The 21824-nt window shown below is 25.9% G+C and carries 18 protein-coding genes and 1 other RNA gene; 18 read left to right on the top strand and 1 reads right to left on the bottom strand.

Going from position 1 to position 21824, the window contains the following annotated elements:
• Positions 1–5 precede the first annotated feature (5 nt).
• From era to EQF90_RS07010, 14 genes are all read left to right on the top strand, one after another.
• Positions 6–893, top strand: a complete 888-nt coding sequence (era, locus tag EQF90_RS07075) for a GTPase Era (RefSeq protein WP_134711757.1) — start codon at positions 6–8, stop codon at positions 891–893.
• Positions 880–1623, top strand: coding sequence for a DNA repair protein RecO (gene recO, locus EQF90_RS07070; protein ID WP_167554148.1), 744 nt, complete (start codon positions 880–882; stop codon positions 1621–1623). The genes era and recO overlap by 14 nt, the downstream gene beginning before the upstream one ends.
• A 14-nt stretch (positions 1624–1637) precedes the next feature.
• Complete coding sequence (glyQ, locus tag EQF90_RS07065; RefSeq protein ID WP_134711755.1) at positions 1638–2522, top strand: glycine--tRNA ligase subunit alpha; 885 nt, start codon at positions 1638–1640, stop codon at positions 2520–2522.
• Positions 2515–4587 carry a glycine--tRNA ligase subunit beta gene (gene glyS / locus EQF90_RS07060; RefSeq protein WP_134711754.1) on the top strand — a complete coding sequence of 691 codons (2073 nt, stop codon included), beginning with the start codon at positions 2515–2517 and terminating at the stop codon, positions 4585–4587. The genes glyQ and glyS overlap by 8 nt, the downstream gene beginning before the upstream one ends.
• A gap of 5 nt (positions 4588–4592) precedes the next feature.
• Entirely contained in the window at positions 4593–5381 is a 789-nt protein-coding gene (locus EQF90_RS07055) for a pyruvate, water dikinase regulatory protein (RefSeq protein ID WP_134711753.1), read from the top strand.
• A 12-nt stretch (positions 5382–5393) separates the two neighbouring features.
• Complete coding sequence (gene dnaG / locus EQF90_RS07050) at positions 5394–7154, top strand: DNA primase (protein WP_134711752.1); 1761 nt, start codon at positions 5394–5396, stop codon at positions 7152–7154.
• A 9-nt stretch (positions 7155–7163) separates the two neighbouring features.
• A complete protein-coding gene (gene rpoD / locus EQF90_RS07045) occupies positions 7164–9191 on the top strand; it encodes an RNA polymerase sigma factor RpoD (protein WP_134711751.1) in 2028 nt (675 codons plus the stop codon).
• Between the two features lie 102 nt (positions 9192–9293).
• Complete coding sequence (locus EQF90_RS07040) at positions 9294–9983, top strand: tRNA (adenine(22)-N(1))-methyltransferase (protein WP_134711750.1); 690 nt, start codon at positions 9294–9296, stop codon at positions 9981–9983.
• Complete coding sequence (locus EQF90_RS07035) at positions 9965–10738, top strand: Nif3-like dinuclear metal center hexameric protein (protein ID WP_134711749.1); 774 nt, start codon at positions 9965–9967, stop codon at positions 10736–10738. The genes EQF90_RS07040 and EQF90_RS07035 overlap by 19 nt, the downstream gene beginning before the upstream one ends.
• A gap of 36 nt (positions 10739–10774) precedes the next feature.
• Positions 10775–11288: RNase P RNA component class A (gene rnpB, locus EQF90_RS07030), an RNA gene on the top strand.
• Positions 11289–11310: 22 nt separating this feature from the next.
• Entirely contained in the window at positions 11311–11736 is a 426-nt protein-coding gene (gene dut / locus EQF90_RS07025; RefSeq protein WP_407933643.1) for a dUTP diphosphatase, read from the top strand.
• 184 nt (positions 11737–11920) lie between these two features.
• Complete coding sequence (locus EQF90_RS07020) at positions 11921–13261, top strand: sodium-dependent transporter (RefSeq protein ID WP_407933648.1); 1341 nt, start codon at positions 11921–11923, stop codon at positions 13259–13261.
• 12 nt (positions 13262–13273) lie between these two features.
• Complete coding sequence (gene hemW, locus EQF90_RS07015) at positions 13274–14413, top strand: radical SAM family heme chaperone HemW (RefSeq protein ID WP_134711746.1); 1140 nt, start codon at positions 13274–13276, stop codon at positions 14411–14413.
• Between the two features lie 217 nt (positions 14414–14630).
• Positions 14631–15509, top strand: a complete 879-nt coding sequence (locus EQF90_RS07010) for a helix-turn-helix domain-containing protein (RefSeq protein ID WP_167604089.1) — start codon at positions 14631–14633, stop codon at positions 15507–15509.
• 5 nt (positions 15510–15514) lie between these two features.
• On the opposite strand, the gene EQF90_RS07005 is transcribed toward EQF90_RS07010, so the two are convergent.
• A complete protein-coding gene (locus tag EQF90_RS07005; protein WP_280633470.1) occupies positions 15515–15646 on the bottom strand; it encodes a hypothetical protein in 132 nt (43 codons plus the stop codon).
• A 213-nt stretch (positions 15647–15859) separates the two neighbouring features.
• On the opposite strand from EQF90_RS07005, the gene EQF90_RS07000 reads away from it, so the two are divergent.
• The 4 genes from EQF90_RS07000 (at position 15860) to EQF90_RS06985 (ending at position 21743) form a co-directional block, all read left to right on the top strand.
• The gene (locus EQF90_RS07000) at positions 15860–16348 is read left to right on the top strand and encodes a hypothetical protein (RefSeq protein ID WP_134711744.1); all 489 of its coding nucleotides are present in this window, start codon (positions 15860–15862) and stop codon (positions 16346–16348) included.
• A gap of 374 nt (positions 16349–16722) precedes the next feature.
• Positions 16723–19224, top strand: a complete 2502-nt coding sequence (locus EQF90_RS06995) for an ABC transporter permease subunit (RefSeq protein WP_134711743.1) — start codon at positions 16723–16725, stop codon at positions 19222–19224.
• A gap of 147 nt (positions 19225–19371) precedes the next feature.
• Positions 19372–19701 carry a hypothetical protein gene (locus EQF90_RS06990; RefSeq protein WP_134711742.1) on the top strand — a complete coding sequence of 110 codons (330 nt, stop codon included), beginning with the start codon at positions 19372–19374 and terminating at the stop codon, positions 19699–19701.
• 50 nt (positions 19702–19751) lie between these two features.
• Positions 19752–21743 (top strand): ABC transporter permease subunit, encoded by a 1992-nt coding sequence (locus EQF90_RS06985; protein ID WP_134711741.1) that lies wholly within the window; start codon positions 19752–19754, stop codon positions 21741–21743.
• The last annotated feature ends 81 nt before the right edge of the window (positions 21744–21824 follow it).

The raw sequence follows: 21824 nt of genomic DNA, 5'->3' as shown, positions 1-21824 counted from the left end.
GAGTTATGTTTAAGTCAGGATTTATTACCGTTATAGGTAGACCTAATGTTGGGAAATCTACTTTATTAAATGGATTAATTGGAGAAAAAATTTCAATAATATCAGATAAACCACAAACAACAAGAAATAAAATACAAATGGTGCTTACAAATGAGTACATGCAAGTAGTATTTTTAGATACGCCGGGGATACAAATGCCTAAAAATAAGCTTGGAGATTATATGTTGTCGGTTTCAAAAAGTACGTTAAATGAGGTTGATATTGTAACTTTTATGGTTGATATGAGTGATGATATTGGAAAGTTAGATCAGTATATTATTGATATTTTGGATGGAGTAAATACAAAAGTTATATTATTAGTTAATAAAATTGATACTGCGGAAAATCAAGAACAAGTAGAAAAGATAGTTTTAAAATATAAATCTATGAATAAATTTGAAAAAGTTATACCAATCTCTGCATTAGAACAAACAAATTATCAAGAATATTTAGATACGGTTTACTCTTTATTAGAGGAAGGTCCACAATATTACCCAAGTGATATGATAACGGATCAGCCTGAGAGAAATATTATTGCAGAAATTATCCGAGAAAAAGTTTTAAAAAATATGTATGATGAAATCCCCCATGGAATTGCAGTTGAAGTGCTTAAAATTTCAGAAAATGAAGAAACCGGTAAAATGCAAATTGAAGTAAACCTTTATGTTGAGCAAAATTCCCATAAGGGGATGGTAATAGGTAAAGGGGGGACAATGTTAAAAAAAATTGGTACTCAATCTAGAAGAGATATTGAAAATTTACTTGATACTAAAGTGAATTTGAAAATTTGGGTTAAGGTAGCAAAAGACTGGAGAAAGAAAGATTCAAGGGTAAAGGATTTTGGATATAGATAATTTTAGAGGAATAGTATTTAGAGCTGTAGATTTTGGAGAAACTAGTAAAATTCTTACTATATTTACAAGAAATGAAGGAATAATTTCTGTGATGGCAAGAGGAGTTAAAAATCCAAAGTCAAAAAAACAAAATTTAGTTTCAGTATTTACAGAGGCTGATTTTGAATTAACTAAATCAAAGGATTTTTATTATATTAAAGATGGAGAAATTGTTAATGATAATTTACATTTAAGAGATAGTATCATTAAGATATACATTGCACAGCTTTTTTTTGATATAATGGAAAGAATGATGTTAAAAAATGAAAAGAATGAAATAGTGTACGATTTATTAGCAAAATCTATATCTTATCTGAGTTTAACAAATAGATATATAACTGTTTTAAATATGTATTTAATTAAAGTTATATCAATCCTTGGATATAAACCTGAGCTTTTTAATTGTACAATTTGTGGAAATAAAAAATTAAATAAAATATATTTTTCACAGTCAGTAGGGGGAATATTGTGTGAAAATCATAAAAATCATGACGCAATTATTTTGGATTATTATGAATATGAGTATTTATATAGTATTTTAGTACAAGTTTATGAAAAAATTGATATAATAAATAATAGAGTAGATGAAAAAAAAATTTTAAAAATTTTAATGAATTTTATTAGGTACAATGTTGATATTTCTATGCCTAATTCTTATAAAACTTTATCAAGATTAATTGGGATTAATTAATGAGGAGAAAAAAGATGCATTTACAACAAATGATTGAAACATTAAAAAATTATTGGTCACAAAATGGTTCGGTAATTTTGGAACCATATGATATTGAAAAAGGTGCAGGGACAATGAATCCAAACACATTTTTAAGATCGTTGGGACCGGAACCTTGGAATACGGTTTATGTTGAGCCATCCAGAAGACCGGCAGATGGAAGATATGGCGAAAATCCAAATAGACTATATCAACATCACCAGTTACAAATTATATTGAAACCAACGCCGGATGATATTCAAGACAAATATTTAAAATCATTAGAGTTAATAGGAGTTGATCCAAGTATTCATGATATTAGATTTGTTGAAGATAATTGGGAATCGCCAACACTTGGTGCTTGGGGAGTAGGTTGGGAAGTGTGGCTTGATGGTATGGAGATAACTCAATTTACATATTTCCAACAAATAGGAGGAATTCCCCTAGATATAGAAGTTGGAGAAATAACAATGGGTATCGAAAGATTGGCTATGTATATCCAAAATGTAGATTCAGTTTATGATTTAAAATGGAATGATGAATTATTTTATGGTGATTTATTCAAAATTTCAGAATACGAAAATTCAAAATATTCATTTGAAGAAGCTGATGTTGAAATGCTTGAAAAATTATTTGATATGTATGAAAAAGAATCGGAAAGATTAAGTGAACTAAAACTTGTGATGCCATCATATGATTATGTACTAAAATGCTCACATACATTTAATGTTTTAGATGCAAGAGGAGCAATATCGGTATCGGATAGAAACTTATATATACAAAGAGTTAGAAATTTAGCAAGAAAAGTTGCGGAAAATCATTTAGAAAAGAGAGAAGAATTGGGGTTCCCATTGCTTAGAAAAGAGGAAAATCATGAGTAATTATTTACTGGAAGTTGGAGTTGAAGAGTTTCCGGCTAAATATATAAAATCAACTCAAAATCAATTTAAAAATTATATCGAAAAATCATTTAATGGAAATAATTTTTCATTTGAAAGTTTATCAATAAACAGTACTCCTAGAAGATTTTCTATTTTAATTAAAAATATCAAAAATATAGAAATGGATAATACAGAGCTTGTAAAGGGTCCATCAAGAAAAATTGCATTTGATTCACAAGGCAATCCTTCAAGAGCATTACAAGGATTTTTGAAAAGTAAAAATGTAGAATTAAAAGATATTGTTTATCATAAATTAAATGGTGAGGATTATATATTTGCGAAAATAATAAAAGATACTCTAAAATTGGATGAGTTATTAAAAAAAGAAATTCCACATATGATTAAGTCAATTTCAAATCCTAGACAAATGAGATGGGGTGGTAAAAATCTTAGATTTTTAAGACCTATTAGATGGATAGTATCATTATTAGATGATAAAGTTTTAGATTTTGATTTAGAAGGTATTAAAGTTTCAAATATTACTAAGGGACATAGAACTTTAGGAAAACCGGAAATAGAAATTTGTTCAATTGATGAATATGAAAAAAAATTAGAACAAAATTATGTAATTGTTTCTGAAGAAAAGAGAAGACAATTAATATTAAGAGGAATAAACAGATTATCAAAAGAAAAAGGTGGACATTATTTAGAAAATGAAGAACTTTTAGAAGAAGTAATTCAAATTAATGAGTATCCTACTCCATTTATTGGTGAATTTGATAATGAATATTTAGCTTTACCTAAAGAAGTTGTAATTACACCAATGATGGATCATCAAAGATATTTTCCTGTATTAGATGATGAAGAAAATTTATTACCTTATTTCATTTCTGTTAGAAATGGTGATAATAAGGGGATAGAAAATGTTGCTGAAGGTAATAAAAAAGTTTTATTAGCAAGACTTGAAGATGCAAAATTTTTCTATAATAAAGATATTTCAAAGAATCTTGAAGATTATATCCCGGAACTTGAAAAAGTTGGGTATCATGAAGGATTAGGAAATATGCTTGATAAAACTCAAAGATTACAAAAATTGGTTGTATCAATTGGGCAAAATATTGAATGCGGAAATGATGCGATAGAAATTGCGTCCAGAGCTGCAAAATTATCCAAGGCGGATTTAGTTACATCAACAGTAATTGAATTTACTGAATTACAGGGTATCATGGGGAAAATATTCGCTTATAAAAGTGGAGAAAATTCTTTAGTTGCAAAAGCAATAGAAGAACAATATATGCCTGTTAAATCTGGAGCGGAATTACCGTCTACAACAAGTGGTACTTTATTATCGTTATCTGATAAATTTGATACAATTTCCGGATTGCATTCAAAAGGGATTGAAGTTACAGGCTCTCAAGACATGTATGGACAAAGACGAGCTGTACTTGGAATATTAAATATTTTGATTACCAATAGAATCAATGTAAATATAAGACAAATTATAAAAGATGCATTATATAATTATGTTGAAAGCTTTGGGCAAACATTCGATTTTGAAGAAGTAGTTGAAAAACTTTTCAAATTTATAAAAATTAGATTTAGAAATTTACTTTTAGATGAAGGTTTTAGATATGATATTATAGATGCTGTTTTAGCTACAGAAAATGATGATATTTTTGAAATGTACAAAAACATTAATCTATTAGATGAAAAATCAAAATTAAATTATAATTTTGATGATTTAATTTCAAAATTCGTAAGAGTGATTAATATATCCTCAAAAGCTGAAAAAATCGAAATTAATGAATCTATATTTACAGATGATGATAAAAACATATATTATAAAGTTAGACAAGTAGAACAAGTAAACACATTAAAATTAGATGGTAAAATTAACGCTGCTTTTGATTTATTATCAGAAATTGTTATAGAAGTGGACAAATATTTAGATAATACTCATGTTAATTCAGATGATGAAGCTATAAAAACGAATAGATTATCTATTATAAAAATTTTAAGTGATAAAATTAATGAATTATTTAATCCAACAGAGATTGTGAGGTAAGATTTATGGTTAATTTATATGTTATTTCAGATTCAACAGGTGAAACAGCTAATCAATTAGGAAATGCGATCATGATTCAATTTCCATCTGTAGAATTTAATAGAAAAAGATATTCTAATATTACAAATGCAAAGCAAGTCGAAAAAATTTTTGAGCATAATGAAGGAAAAACAATTGTTTTGATGACGGTAGTAGTTGATGAAGTTGTAAATAAAATTAAAAGTTATCAAAGTGAAGAATTTGAAGTTATAGATTTACTATTAAGCCCAATAACACATATTGAAAATTTTCTTGGACAAAAAGCAAATAGAAAACCAGGATTAATGAGAGATTTGGATAATTCATACTTTAATAAAATTGAAGCTATAGAATTCGCCATGAATTTTGATGATGGTAAAAATCCTAAGGGATTTTTAGAAGCAGATATTGTACTTTTAGGAGTTTCTAGAACATCTAAAACGCCTTTGTCAGTATATTTGGCTAATAAATCATATAAAGTTGCAAATTTGCCATTGGTACCTGAAATTGAAATACCAAAAGAAATTTACAAAGTAGATAAGAAGAAACTTATAGGATTAATTATTGATCCTGTAAAATTAAATGAAATTAGAAATCAAAGATTATTAACTTTGGGATTGAGTCAAAATTCTACTTATGCAAATGATAAGAGAATTAATGAAGAATTAGAATTTGCTAAAAAATTGTATGAGGATTTGGGATGTACAGTTATAGATGTTTCTTCATCTACCATTGAAGAAACAGCAGCTAAAGTAATAGAACAAATAGAGAATTAATCAGGAGTTTATATGGGGTTTATACCGGAACAACAAATAGAAGAATTAAAATCAAGAATAGATATTGTGGATATAATTTCTGAATATGTTGATCTAAAGAGAGCGGGATCCAGTTTTAAGGGGTTATGTCCGTTTCATAATGAGAAAACTCCATCATTTATGGTTAATCGTGAAAAAAATAATTTTCATTGTTTTGGGTGTCACGAAGGTGGCGATGCAATATCATTTATAATGAAAATGGAAAATTTAGAATATATTGATGCCATAAAATTTATAGCTGAAAAATTAGGCTTTTCTTTAGAAGAAACAGAATATTCTAAAGAAAAAGTTTCAAGAAGTAATAAGCTTTATGAAATTAATTCAAAAGCTGCCAGATTTTATTTTAAGGAATTACTTACAAATCAAATTCCTCAAAATTATTTGAATGAAAGAGGATTAAATAAAAATATTTTGAACAAATATTTTTTAGGATATGCAAATCATAATAATGATTTATATAAATATTTGAAAAAAGAAGGCTTTCAAGAACAAGATATGCTAGATTTAGGTCTTATTGGAGAAAAAAATGGAAACTATTATGATAAGTTTAGAGATAGACTTATCTTTCCAATTTTAAATAATAAAAATAAAGTTATTGGTTTTGGTGGAAGGACACTAAACAATAATAATAATATAAAATATCTAAATTCTCCGGAATCAGATATATTTATAAAAGGTAAAAATGTATACGGAGTAAATGTAATTAAGAGAAATAAACAAGAAAAAATTATTCTTGTAGAAGGATATATGGATGTTATTTCATTGTATAATTATGGAATAGATTATGCTCTTGCTTCTTTAGGGACTGCATTGACAGAAGAACAGGCAAAGTTGATTTTACGATATTCAAAAGAAGTTTATATTGCCTATGATGGTGACACAGCAGGTATCAAAGCTACATTGAGAGCTATAGAAATTTTTAAAAATTTAGATGTTCAATTAAAAATTTTAGAGTTTCCAAATGGTATGGATCCTGATGAATTTATTAAATTAAAAGGCAGAGAAGCATTTGATGATATGATGAAAAAAGCGTCAAATGTTATTGATTATAAATTAAAGAAACTTTATGAATCAAGTGAAAATCAAATTAATTTTATAAAAGAGATCACTCAGTTTTTAGCAAGTATAAGAGGAAATGTAGTTAGAGATTTATATATAGATAAATCTGCTAAATTTATAGGAGTAACAACTGAATCTTTAAGAAATGACGTAGATATAATTATTAAAAAAAATAATCAAAGAGAAGAGTTTAGAAAATCTCAAAATTTTAACAACAATAAAAAGGGGTATATAAATCCTACAGTTAAGACTCATACAGTTCAAAAAACGGAAAATGAAAATAAAAAAAATTTATTGCAAAGAGAAATAATAATGTACTCTATGATAGATAAATATTGTTATGATGAACTGAGAGAATTTAAGAATTTTTTAGAAAATGATAATTTTATTAAAATATATAAAAAAATAGAAGAACATTTTGAAAAAAATCTAATTATAGAAGACATATTAAATATGGAAATCTTTAATGATTTAGGATTAGACATAGAATATAATAATTTAATTAAAAATATAGAACATGCAAAACTAGATAGTATATTATTAGAGTTAAAACACAGAGTAGAAGTATTCAAGTTGCAAACTAGATTGGGTGAAATAAAAGAAGAGCTGAAAGAAAAAAGAGGCGACAGAGAACTTTTATTAGAATATACTAATTTATTGCAGAAATTGACTTAAGGAGGATGTATGAAGGATAAAGATATTGAAATGGAGAATTTAAGGTTGTCAATTTTAGAAGAAGCAAAATCTTTAGCAGAAGAAAAAAATGATACAATTTTAATTTCACAATTAGAGTCAATTGATGGATACTCAAATTTAGAATATGATGACATTGAAATCTTGAAAAAAGAGTTAAGTGATATGGACATTGATCTGTTAAAGGATGGTTTTGTAGAACCTGAACACGACGATGAAGATGTTGATTATGATAGTATCGAAGATGAAGCACCGGATTATGATGATGAAGATGCACAAGAGGACGAGGATATAAGTGAAATTAAAGGTGCCTTTGTAGATGATCCCGTAAAGATGTATCTTAAAGAAATTGGAAAATTAAATCTTTTGTCAAAAAAAGAGGAAATTACACTTTCAAGGCAAATGGAAGAAGGAGAGATAGCTTATAAAGCAATTGAAAATCTGCCATATACAATTGATGAGGAAGTAGAGCTATCTAAAAAACAAGCTTATTTTGATTTAGCTAAAAAAATAATTTTTGGTAATAGTAATTTAGAAGAAGGTAAAAAAATTGATGAAAAAATAATAAATGAATTGAATTTTATTTATTTAATGAGACGATTTACTAACTGTATTGAAAATGAAACGGATCATGAAAAAGAGGGGTTAAATTTATTAAAATACTTAAATGATTTAGTAGTTACGAGACTTGATAAAACAATAATTTCAGATGATCAAATGAATGATATTTCCACAGCTATTGAGATGATTAAATCTATAATATTTGACTTGGTTTTACCGGATGGAACGGATCTGGAATTAGATGGAAAGATGACATCATCGTACAAAAAAACATGTGAATACACATATAAAAATAAAAATGCAATTATTAAATTGGCTAAAAAAATAAATGACAAGACAGATATAGAATATCATTTCTTTAATGAATTCAACGAATTAGATATCGAATTAATAACTGAAAGTGAAAAACTTTCAATGGAAACTAAATATGAAATATTAAAATATTACGTATATTCTGATTTAATTGTTAGAGAAAGACATGAAAAAGATAATAGAGGAGTTATGTTCTTTGAAGAAGATAATTACAATAAATTAGATATCGGTCTTGAAAAAATATTAAATAGAATCAATGGGAAATGTGAAGATAAATCTAAATTTATTTTAAGTGTAGATGAATATGATACATTAAAAGAGATTTATGAACGTGGAAAATTAAATGAAAAAATGATTCAAAGAAGCGGTTTAGATGATGCTGATGTTAAATACTTAAAGAAAAGATATAGAGTTGGCAAATATGCAAAGGGAAAACTTGCGGAAACAAATTTAAGACTTGTAGTTTCCATAGCAAAAAGATATGTTGGGAGAGGAATGAGTTTCTTAGATTTAATTCAAGAAGGTAATCTTGGTTTGATGAAAGCTGTGGAGAAATTTGATTATAAACGTGGATTTAAGTTCTCAACATATGCAACATGGTGGATTAGGCAGGCAATTACAAGAGCTATAGCTGACCAAGCTCGTACAATTAGAATTCCAGTTCATATGGTGGAAACAATTAACAAATTAGTTAGAGTTCAAAGACAGCTTGTTCAAGAACTAGGAAGAACACCTACAAATGAAGAGATAGCTAAAGAAATGGGATTAGAAGTTGAAAAAGTTAGAGAAGTTAGAAAGATTTCTCAAGAACCAGTTTCATTAGAAGCACCAATTGGAGAAGAAGATGATTCTCATTTAGGAGATTTTATTGAAGATGAAAAAGCTTTAGCACCGGATGAAGCAGCAAATCAAACAATGTTAAAAGAACAATTAGAAGAAATTCTTTCAACACTTTCGGATAGGGAAAAGAGAGTAATTGAATTAAGATTTGGTCTTGTTGACGGAGTGCCTAAAACATTGGAAGATGTGGGTAAGGAATTTGATGTTACAAGAGAACGCATTAGACAGATAGAAGCAAAAGCAATTAGAAAATTAAAACGTCCGGGGAAGGGTGATAAAATTAAAGACTTTTTAGAAGGTTTTTAACATAATTTTTCACTTTAAGGTTAAGGTGTACATGTAAATTATAATAAATTACAATTTACATGTACATTTTTTGTATATTGTAATTTATATAAAAGGGAAAATATGAAAAGATTAGACATATTAGTAAGTTATATTGATGAAAATAAAATAGTTGCAGATGTGGGAGCTGATCATGGAATTACTTCTATAAAAGTCTATGAAGAAAAAAATCCTAAAAAGGTTATAGCGACAGATATTTCAGCAAATTCATTGCAAAAACTTAGAGATAAATTAGAAAATAACAATTATAACATTGAAACAATTGTCACAGATGGTATATACGCATTAAATCAGGAAGTTAATCAAATAATTATTTCGGGAATGGGAGGATTTTTAATAGCTGAAATTCTTGAAAGAGGTATTGAAGTTGCTAAAAATGCAGAAAAACTTATACTTCAACCAAATAACTCACAAACACATTTAAGAAAATGGCTACATGATAATAACTTTGAGATTATTGATGAAAATATCTGTAAGGAAGAAAGTTACTTTTATAATATTATTGTGGCTAAATTTAGAAAAAATGAATTAGTTGAAAAATATTCTAAGGAAGAATTTTATAAATATGGTAAGAGTAATATTTTAAATAAAGATGAAATTACAAAAGAAATTATTGAGATAGAAATACAGGATTTAAAGGATGTATATACTCGTATAGAAAAGATAAATACAGATAAGACGAATAAAAGAAAATCAGAAATTTTAGGAGAAATAAAAATTTTGGAAGGATTATTATGCAAATTCGAGAAATAATTGTAAAGTTTGAAAAAAAACATCCTTTAGATTTACAAGAAAAATGGGACAATGGTGGTATTCAAGTTGGAAATAAAAACGATGAAGTTAAAAATATTTTATGCACACTTGAAATTACAGAGGAATCTTTAGATTATGCTATCCAAAATGGTTGTAATTTAATAGTTTCTCATCATCCGATAATTTTCCCGAATGTGAACAATATTCAATTTGATAATTTTAAGGGCAAAAAGATAATTAAAGCAATAAAGAATGATATTTGTATTTATGCTTCACATACTGCTTCGGATGTTAGTGGATTTAATGAATTTTTGTTTGAAAAAATCGGATATAAATCTGAAGGTAAAATAATTCTTACTGAAGGAGGATATGGATATGGCTCAATTGCTAGTGTAGATGATTCTTTGGATAAAATAGTTTTAAATATAAAAGAGGGATTAGGTTTAGATAAGGTAAATTTTTATAATGCAAATAATGAAATTAGCAGGATAGGATTTATTTCAGGTTCAGGTATGGATTTTATAAATGAAGCAATTTCTTTAGGTGTGGATTTATTTATTACAGGAGATGTAACCCATCATGTTGCAATGGATACTCTTGAAAAGGGATGTTCGATTTTAGATATTTCACATGAGGGTTCAGAAAGATTGTTTGCTGATTTTGCAGAAGCATTTTTATTAAATGAAAAATTACCTGAAAATGTTCAAATTTTCAAGTATTATAATGATGAGAAATATTTACCTAAAATCATTTAATTGATTAATTTATGTAATTATGATAAGATTTCATTGCGAGTATGTTAGATAATCGCTGGTAATTTTTATTACGAGAGGAAAGTCCGTGCACCACACAGCAGAATGCCAGATAACGTCTGGTGGAGGCGACTCTAAGGATAGTGCAACAGAGATATACCGCTGAACCCCTAACTTATGCGCTCAACTATTTCATGGTATAAAATACCATGAAATAGTTGAAGTATAAAGTAGGTGTCATGCCAAGAATCTCTAAGAGAAGCGACCGAAAAGGAAGCTTCGATTAGTAAGATTCGACGGCGGAATCCTAAGTATTTCAAAACTTGAGCACATAAGTTAGGGGTTCAGTAAGGGTGGAAAGGCGAGGTAAGAGCTCACCAGCATATGGGTAACTATGTGGCTATGTAAACCCCATTCGGTGCAAGATCAGAATAGGATACAAACCTAGTAGCTGGCTAGGTCCGGTAGGTAGATTGCTTGAATGTATAGGTGACTATACATCTAGATAGATGATTATCAAATACAGAACACGGCTTATAAATATGCTCGCATATTTTTTAATATAGGAGATGGATATGAAATTAAAAATGGTAACAGAAAAGTTTAAACCTAAATATGCTACCGAAGGTTCAGCAGGATTTGATTTGTATTGCAATAATCAGGAACCAGTCACTGTAAAACCGAATGAAGTTGTAAAAATTCCAACTGGTATAAAGGTTGCAATTCCAGAAGGATATTTTGGGGCAATATATCCAAGATCCTCAACAGGAATTAAACACAGAATTACATTAGCAAACACAACAGGGATAATTGACAGTGATTATAGGGGAGACATTCAAATCTTTTTTGTAAATAATTCTGATAAGGACCATGTGATTCACAATGGAGACAGACTAGCTCAAATGGTAATTCAACCTTATGTAAGAGTTGATATTGAGTTAGTTGATGAGCTTGATGAAACACATCGTGGTGAAGGTGGGATTGGTTCAACTGGAAGATAATGAAATTTTGTTTCTTATAAAAGCCATATGTGCATAAGTAGCTAAGGTTAATTTTATACACCAACACTATTTATTGTAGAACCTTTATTGTAAGATTCGTAAAAGTTTTTTGGATAGAAATTTTAAATTTCTATCCTTTTTTTATTTTAAAATTTACTGTATAATAAAATCTATTACGGAGGGTATTATGGAAAAATTAAAATTTAAATCAAGATGGGGCTTTATTATAGCCTGTGTCGGTTCAGCAGTAGGTATGGCTAATGTATGGGGTTTCCCTTACAAAGTTGGAGCAAATGGTGGAGGAGCTTTTTTACTATGTTATTTGTTATTTATAATGATTTTTAGTTATACAGGACTATCATCTGAATATGCTATTGGTAGAAGGGCTAAAACAGGGACATTAGGAGCATATCAATATGCTTGGAAGACAAAAAATAAAGAAAAAATTGGTAAAATTATTGGTTGGATTCCTTTAATAGGGACTATGACTATAGCTATAGGTTATTCAGTAATTATTTCTTATGTATTTAAGGCTTTAGTTGACTCTTTAAGTGGAATGTTGATGACTGCTAATCCGGAACAATGGTTTGCCTCATTTGCTTTTAAAAATTATTCGGTAATACCATATCATATATTTGTAGTAATTTTTACAATGATTACAGTATTATTTGGGGTAAGAAGTATAGAAAAAACAAATAAGATAATTATGCCATTATTTTTTATTCTGTTTTTAATACTTGCAATTAGAGTATTTTTTATGCCTAATGCAATTGAGGGGTACAAATTTATGTTTACACCTGACTGGAAACATCTAATAAATCCCATGACATGGATTTGGGCAATGGGACAAGCATTTTTCTCCTTATCAATAACTGGATCAGGAATGATAGTTTATGGATCATATCTAGGAGAAGAAGTTGATATTTTAAATGGAGCTAAAAATACAGCTTTATTTGATACTTTAGCAGCATTAGTCGCAGCGTTAGTTATGATACCGGCTGCATTTGCATTTAATTTAGATCAAAGTTCAGGACCTGGTTTATTATTTAATACATTGCCTAAAGTATTGCAAAACATACATCTAGGAAGAATTTTTGCGGTTATATTATACACAGCAGTTTTATTTGGTGGGGTTAGTTCAATGCAAAACATGCTTGAAGCAGTTACAGAATCAATTACATATAAGATAAAAGGTGCAAATAGAAAACTTGTTTTATTACTTTTGTGTATTGTAGTTTTATCAGTAGGGGTATTTATGGAGCCAATCGCTGAAACAAAAGGAGCAATTTTAGGTGGATGGGGTCCATGGATGGATCTTGTTTCAATCTATGTAATTCCAATAGGTGCAGCAATGGGAGCATTTTCATGGTTTTGGGTATGGAAAAAAGAAGAAATTATAGAAGAGATTAATAAAGGAAGTTCAAAGAAAATTGGGAAATTATGGTATTTTGTAGGTAGGTGGATATACACACCGCTAGCAATTATTTTATGTTTAATTGCTTTGATTTACAAAATATCATTTTAGGAAGGAATTAATATGACAAATCCAATTGGATTATATTTACATATTCCGTTTTGTCAGAAAAAATGTAATTACTGTGATTTTTTAACATATACAGATGAAGATGAAAAAATAGATCTTTATGTACAATATTTGTTAAATGAAATTAGATTATATAAAAATCAAAATATTTTTTTAGATACAGTATATATTGGGGGAGGGACACCTTCATATTTAGCAGCATCATATATGGATAAAATATTAAAAGAATTGAAAAATACATTTAAAATAACAGAAAATGCAGAAATTACCATTGAGATGAATCCCGAATCTGTTACAGAAGAAAAGATTAAAATTTATCTTGAAAATGGAGTAAATAGATTTTCAATGGGAGTACAAACTTTCAATAATGATGTATTACAAATTATGGGGAGAATCCACAATAGCTATACAGTATTTAAAAAGTTAAAAATGTTAAGAGAGCTCGGCTGTAAAAATATCAGCATAGATTTAATGCTTGCAAATCCTAAACAGGATATGAAAGTTTTGGAAAAAGATTTAGAAATTGTTTCAAAATTAGATATAGACCACGTTTCATATTATTCATTAATCCTTAAAGAAAAAACATATTTTGATATTTGGTACAACGATGGAAAAATTGAATTATTTGATCCGGAGATTGAAAGAAATATGTACCATAAGGTTGTAAATATATTAAAGCTAAATGGATTTAATCAATATGAAATTTCCAGTTTTGCAAAAAGTTCAAAATTTGAAAGTACGCATAATAAAAAATATTGGAATTTACAAGATTATATAGGTATAGGTGTGGGCGCTGCTTCTAATATTGGCTTAACAAGATACACAAATCACAGAAAATTTGATGTATATTTTAAAATGATTGATAATGGAGATAAGCCGATTCAGGAAGTTGAAAATCTTGATAAAGATACAAGAGAAAAAGAATATATGATGTTAAAACTCAGAATGCAAAAAGGTTTTGAAATATCAGATATGAATACAAGATTTAATATAGATATTATGGTAAAGTACGGAGATGTACTTAAGAAAAATATTGAAAATGGCATATTAGAAAATGATGGAATTAATATCAAGTTTACTGATTTCGGCATTGATAATGGTAATATGTTTTTTAGGGATTTGTATAAAATATGAAAAATAAAGAGAATCCAGTTACGGCACTGTCCTCGCTCCTATTAGAGCTGCGGAGGTGCCTAAGTGGATTTCTTTATTTTTTCATGTAATTATGGTTAATATAGTATATACAGGCTTTGATAAAGGAGTATTATTTACGGCGGTTACATTTTCATATTTGAACTAACCTAAATTTTATGGTATGATTATCAAAAAATATAGGACAGAAGGAGATCATATGGAATGTAACTTAGGAGATAAACTTAAAGAAATAAGAAAATCTAAAAATCTATCTATTGAAAAATTTGCAGATAAATTAAATATTAGTTCTAGGCAATATTTTAGAATTGAATCTAACAAATCAACTCCTTCTTTGGAAAGTTTGCAAAAATTTTCAGAAATATTAAAAATTGATTTATTTAAAATATATAAAGAATTAAACGATAATGATATTTTGGAGTATTTGAATTTAAGAAATTCACTTTTTGTAATTTTAGATAATAGAGAAATGGAAAAGTTAGAAGAATTTCTTTGCAATATAGAGTCTAAATATCAGCATGGTATGAATATAAGAAATCAAATTTTGATAGAGCAGCTATATTTATTTGTTAAAGGGACATTGCTTTTTTATAATAGAAATTTTCAAAAATCGTTAAAAATATTGAATAATTCATTAAAAATAACTATTCCAAACTTTAAAATAAAAAACTTCAAAACATTTGAATATAATGATATAGAATATAGAATTTTATTTTGTATTTCATTTAATTATGAATATATGAATATGCAAAAAATCTACTTGGATATTATTAAATTTATGGAGGAAAATATTTCAGAGGATAATATACTGTATATACAATTCATATATAATAAATATGTTTCCATATATAAAAATAGACAATTTGAAATAGTGATAAATGAACTTTCAAAAATCATTTCTAAATTAGAAAAAGAAAATAAACATAAAAATTTAGATAGATTATATTTTTTAATTGGTTTATCAAAAAAGGAAATAAATGATATCGATTATAAAAATGATATAAAAAAATCAATTAAAATTGCTACTTTATTTAAGCAAGAACAATTAATTGATCTTTATGAATATTTTCTTAAATAATATGTTTAAGAATAAAGCTTAGTATTTGAAAACCATTCAATGATAGGTGGTTCAGGATTGGGTTTTTCTTCTTTTTTTGACGCTACAAAAAAATTAAATAACATCAATATAGAAAAAAATAAAATAACTTTTTTCATGAGTCCTCCTTGTTTTTTTATTATATTACTTTAATATAAATATTTTTTCAATGACATGTATGTCATGTATTTAATAATTATATTTAATTTAAATAACTTTATTTATATTTTTCATAAAACATGACATCGATGTCATTGTTAAATGAAAATGATTATGTTAATATATGGTTGTAAGTTATAATTTAGAAAAAAATATTAATGTAGGAGAAGAAAATGAAAAAAAATATAAAAAAAATAGTAGCTTTTGTATTTGCGTTTATAATTATGTTCAATTTTGAATTTGGGTTTGTTGAAGCATTTTCTTTGAATAGAAATGAGATATTACCATCAGCATGGGCTGGAAGACCAGGCGGTAATAGCGGGGTCGAAGAATGGACAAGTATGCAAAATAGGATAGGATATGGAGAAATGTATGGAGATTATAAATTGGTATCAACACATACTGGTTCAGTTCGTAATCTAAATAATAGTAGAAGTGCAGTAACATCTGCTATTTTAGGGACAATTGGATTTAGCAATTCAGCTCTATTTGGTGCAATTTCTTATCTGGCTTCCATATTTGCATCATATTCTGGAGGGTTTATTGGAGAATATTATAAGTCATATTTATATGCTTCTGGAAGAAGAAGTAAATTAGTATTAAAGTTTTATGATTCTAATCATAATTTAGTAGACACAAAAGTAGAAATAAGTAAATGGTAATAAAAATGTTATTATATTATTTTTCGATAATTCTGATATTAATAAAAATCTCCCTAATAATTATGCTTGGTAAGTTTAACAATATACTCCATATAATTTTCTACATAATTATAATATTGGATATAGTTAATATATATTTTTTGAATAAAAATAAAAAAGAATCCAAATTAACTGCAACATTTTTATATATGAGTATAATAACTTTTATTCATTTAATAGTGTTGTATGTTTTATATATTTTTAATGTATTTTAGTTGAATTTATAAAGTTAATCTTTATAAAGGAACTTTAACACTAACTTCAGGATATGACGGTAGATATGAATAATAAAAAAGGTCGGATAAAACCGACTTTTTTATTAATAAGAGGTTGATATGATAAAATTGGAAATTAAAAAATTATATAAATCAAAGTTAATATTATTTACTATTTTATTCGCTGTTATTATGTCTTTTTATGTAAATTATAGATCAAATACAAAAGATGGGTTATATATAGAATATAGTTCATATGAAAGTTTTTCGCCTCTTTCCATTTTTTATGAAAATTTTTCTGAAAATGAATATAAGTTAATGAATAAGGAAAATTATGGCTTAGATTTTGAAAAAATGTTTAAATATCATTACAGAAATTATCCAAAACTAATGAATTTTATGACAAATATAGATAAAAAATCATTTAAAGAAAAATATGATATAAGTAAAGATTTTTTTTATTTAGAATATAATAATTTAAGAGATGCGATAGAATATAATAAAAAATATGGATTGGAAATTGATGATGAAAATGATTTGAAATCTTGGAAATATGGAATTTTTGAGATGGAATATATAAAAGAAAATGACTTACATACCAATATTGGATATTTTGAATTTTTGTCAACTAACTATGCAAGAAGAATAATATATAATAGTAAAATAATATTTGGTATACCATTTTTAGTATTTGCGATATTAATATTTTATGGGATTTTAAGCAAAGAAAGAGAAGATGGTACGATTAATCTATTGAAAACTCAACCTATAGATTATAGAAAATTAGTTATTTCAAAATTAATTTCAATGAATTTAATTTCCATAATATATTTGTCATCCTTTTTTATATTTTTTGCATTAATATGTTTTGTTCAAGGAATTAATCTAGGTGGATTTAGAGAAATTTATAGAATATTTTATGATGGAGTAGATCCAAGATACTTTAAGGCATATGAACTGATATTACTGATATTATTATCGTTTACGATAATAATGAATTTAATTTATTCAATTATAATACTTATAAATTCAATATTTAGGAGTAAATATTCTTCATTAGCCTTTTTAATATCAATTTTTGGATTAGGATATACATTTACAGAAAATATTAAAAGTTTAAAAACAGTATTTAATCCGATATATGCAATGGATCATGTTAGGAGCATAAAGGGTAAAATAAATTGTGTTGTAGAAAAAAATGGTTTAGGGACATATCAAAACATAAATCATAGTAGCTTAATCTATTTACTAATATTTTTTATTATTTCGGTATTTTTAATATTTGTAGCTGCAAAATTATCACAGTTTGATTTTAAGGTTTATGAAAAAGAAAAACAAATTAATATTAATAAATATAGTGTATTTAAATTTGAGGTAAGAAAAATAGTTAATAATCAGAGTTTTGTAATATATTTACTTGCAACATTAATTTTAATATTTTCTTTACATTTTTTTGAAGTAACTGAAGTATTAAATGGGATTAATTTTAATCTAAAGCCTAAAGGAAAATTAGAATTATATAAGCATCATTTATTATTGGAAGAAAAAAAACTAAAAAATTTAAATGGTGATATGGCCGAATCGATTCAATTTAATATAGAAAAATATAAAAAAATAATAAATAATTATAACAATTTAATAGATGGTTATAATAAAAATGATTCAAAAAAGTTTTACAAGGCTCAATCATTTCAAGACAAACTTGAATATGATATGAGGGGAATGGGAGGTAAAATAAAAAAAACACCACTTACTATATATGAAAATATTTTATTAAATAATGTATCAGTTGATAATAATGTAAAACCAATAGTAAAACAATATTTTATATTTTCACATTATCAAAAGTTTAAATCAAATTTTGAAGAAACTCTAGACAGAAAAAATGCAAAATACTTAACAAACTCAGGTATATATACAACATACAGAATGTTAAAATATCAAGATTTAGATATAATATTTTTGGGGATTATAATGTTTATGATAATTAATGGGTATGTATCGGAAAAAGAAAATGGAAGTCAGCTAAATATGATATATACACAACCCTTAAATAGATTTAAATATAATATTACAAAAGTTTTTTCACAAATATATGTATTATCGATTTTCTGTTTTGTAGTATTTGCATTTGCGATATTAAACGGTGTTATTACAGAAAGATTTGGAGAAATAAAACAACCTGTAATTCACTATTTAACATATGTTAAAAATTTTAATAGTATAAATGAAGAAGATGCACTAAAAACAATATCTACAATGCCAATTTGGCAGTATCTAACAAAGACATTTATAGTGATGATAATGCAAGGATTTTTAATATCATCAATAGCAACATTATTTTCAATATATACAAAGAGTAAAAATCTACTAATCGCAATGACTTCGGGATTTATATTAACAGGTGTGATTTTAACAAATTTATTAAATGTAAATATCGTAAAATTATATAGTCCATTTAGCTATTTATTTGCAAATAAAGTGGCAGATAATTCGGTCATGATAAGAAATGTAATAATCGGTGGGAATTTTGTGACAAGTATTATGGTATTAACTGTATGGAGCATAATATTTATGATAATTGGAAGCATGATAGTTAATAAAAGGAAACAAAAAATTTAATAAAATTAATTTATTAAAATAGTATATATTAAAGCTAAAAAGAAAAATTTTTAAAAATGACATCGATGTCATTGAAAAGTTAAAATAATTATATTAATATATAGTTGTAAGTTATAATTTACAAAAATATATATTTAGGAGAGAAAAATGAAAAAAATAGTAGCTTTTGTATTTGCATGTGGTTTAGTGTTTTCAAGCTTTAATGGAGCATATGCGGATGATTTTAAAAATAGTGAAATTATGCCGACAGGCATGGTAAAAACTTTTATAGTTTATGAAGATATTTTACCAGCTAAAACAAATCCAATGTATGTTTTTAAAAGAATTCAAGAAAATGGTTTTTATTATGAAGGATATATAAAAAGAGGCAAAAAAGTAGATAAAACAGAGAGTACTTTACATTATTATTCCGGAGTACTATATTTAGTTTCAAATCCTTATGACATAGGAGCATATTCTATTTACATGAATGAATAATAATAAAATGCTAGTCTTTTTGACTAGCTTTTTATTAATAAGAGGTTGATATGATAAAATTGGAAATTAAAAAATTACATAAATCAAAGTTAATATTATTTACTATTTTATTCGCTATTATTATGTCATTTTATGTAAATTATAGATCTAATAATATTTTAGAATTAAGTCATGAATATAAAGTATCAAAAGTTCCAGGAGATACTATTTTAATTGCTAATGCAAGAAAAAATGATTTTCTTTTTCTAAAAAATTTAGAATATATAACTAGATTAAATGAAATTATAGATAATAATCATTACTCTAAATATTCAGAGCTTAATCATTTTATGTCAAATATAGATAAAAAGACATTTAAGGAAAAATATGATATAAGTAAAAAATTTTATGAATTAGATTACAATTTATTAACAGAAGTATTAAAATTTTATAAGGATTATAAATTAGAGTTAAAAGATAAACTAGAAAAAAAAGATGTTAATTATGCTGTTTTGGAAATGGAATATCTAAAAAAAAATGATATTCCTAGAAATAATAGTTTTTTAGAACATTTATCAACAAATTATGCAAGAAGAATCATATATAATAGTAAGATAATATTTGGTATACCATTTTTAGTATTTGCGATACTAATATTTTATGGGATTTTAAGCAAGGAAATGGAAGATGGTACGATTAATCTATTGAAAACTCAACCTATAGATTATAGAAAATTAGTTATTTCAAAATTAATTTCAATGAATTTAATTTCCATAATATATTTGTCATCCTTTTTTATATTTTTTCTATTAATATGTTTTGCTCAAGGAATTAATATAGGTGGATTTAGAGAAATATATAGAGTATTTCATGAAGGGTTAAATCCAAAATATATTTTAGCTTATAATCTTATGCTATTAATTTTATTATTATTTTTTACAATTATGAATTTGATGTATTCAATAATATTATTTGTAAATTCAATATTTAGAAGTAAGCAAGTATCATTGGCTTTGTTAGTTGCTTTATTTGGATTAGGTTTTACGTTTACAGAAAATATTGAAAGTTTAAAAACGGTATTTAATCCTATATATGTAATGGATTATATTAGAACAATTAATGGGAAAATATTTTCGATGGTATCAATATCGGGACAATATGAATATAAAGAATTGTATAGTAGTAACTTTTATTTTTTAGGTGTATTTATTTTATTCACAACAATATTAATTTTAGCCACAATTTATATACTTAGATATAATTTTAAGTTTAATAAGGTTCAAGATAAAATTTATATTAATAAATATAGTGTATTTAGATTTGAAGTAAGGAAAATAAATAATAATCAAAGTTTTTTAATTTATTTATTAGCAACATTAATTTTAATATTTTCTTTACACTTTTTTGAGAAAAACAAAGCTATAAATATTAAAAATTATAAAATAGGAGAAAATGGAGAGATAAAAGAAATAGTAGAAGAAGTTAAATTAGAAAAGAATAGAATAGAGGCTAGAGGTGAAAGTATAAAAAATATTAATTTGAGTGATATAAACTCTTCATTTTATGCTTTAGCAAAAACGCAAGAAAATCATATAAATAATATGATAGCAGGATATAAAAAAGGAGATTCTAGCTTATTTTATAACTCTCAAAAATGGCTTGATATATTTAGATCAACTCACTATAATACTATGTTTATTTCTAAACAAGATTCACTACCATTTAATACTTTTGAAAATGAAGTATTAAGTGATGTGTCTATAAAAGATAAAGTAATACCTATAACAAAAAGAGATTTTAAATTTTCAGAATATCAAATTTTTAATTCTAATTTGATAGAAAAACAAGTTAGAAATCAAGAAAGATATGGAACAAATTCAGGTGTATATACCATATACAGAATGTTAAAATATCAAGATTTAGATATAATATTTTTAGGGATTGTAATGTTTATGATACTTCATGGGTATGTATCGGAAAAAGAAAATGGAAGTCAGCTAAATATGATATATACACAACCCTTAAATAGATTTAAATATAATATTACAAAAGTTTTTTCATAAACATATGTATTAGCGATTTTCTGTTTTGTAGTATTTGCATTTGCAATATTAAATGGTGTAATTACAGAAAGCTTTGGAGAA

Source organism: Helcococcus ovis (assembly GCF_004524775.2).
Lineage (GTDB): Bacteria > Bacillota > Clostridia > Tissierellales > Peptoniphilaceae > Helcococcus > Helcococcus ovis.
This window is presented reverse-complemented; position numbering and strand designations above follow the sequence as displayed.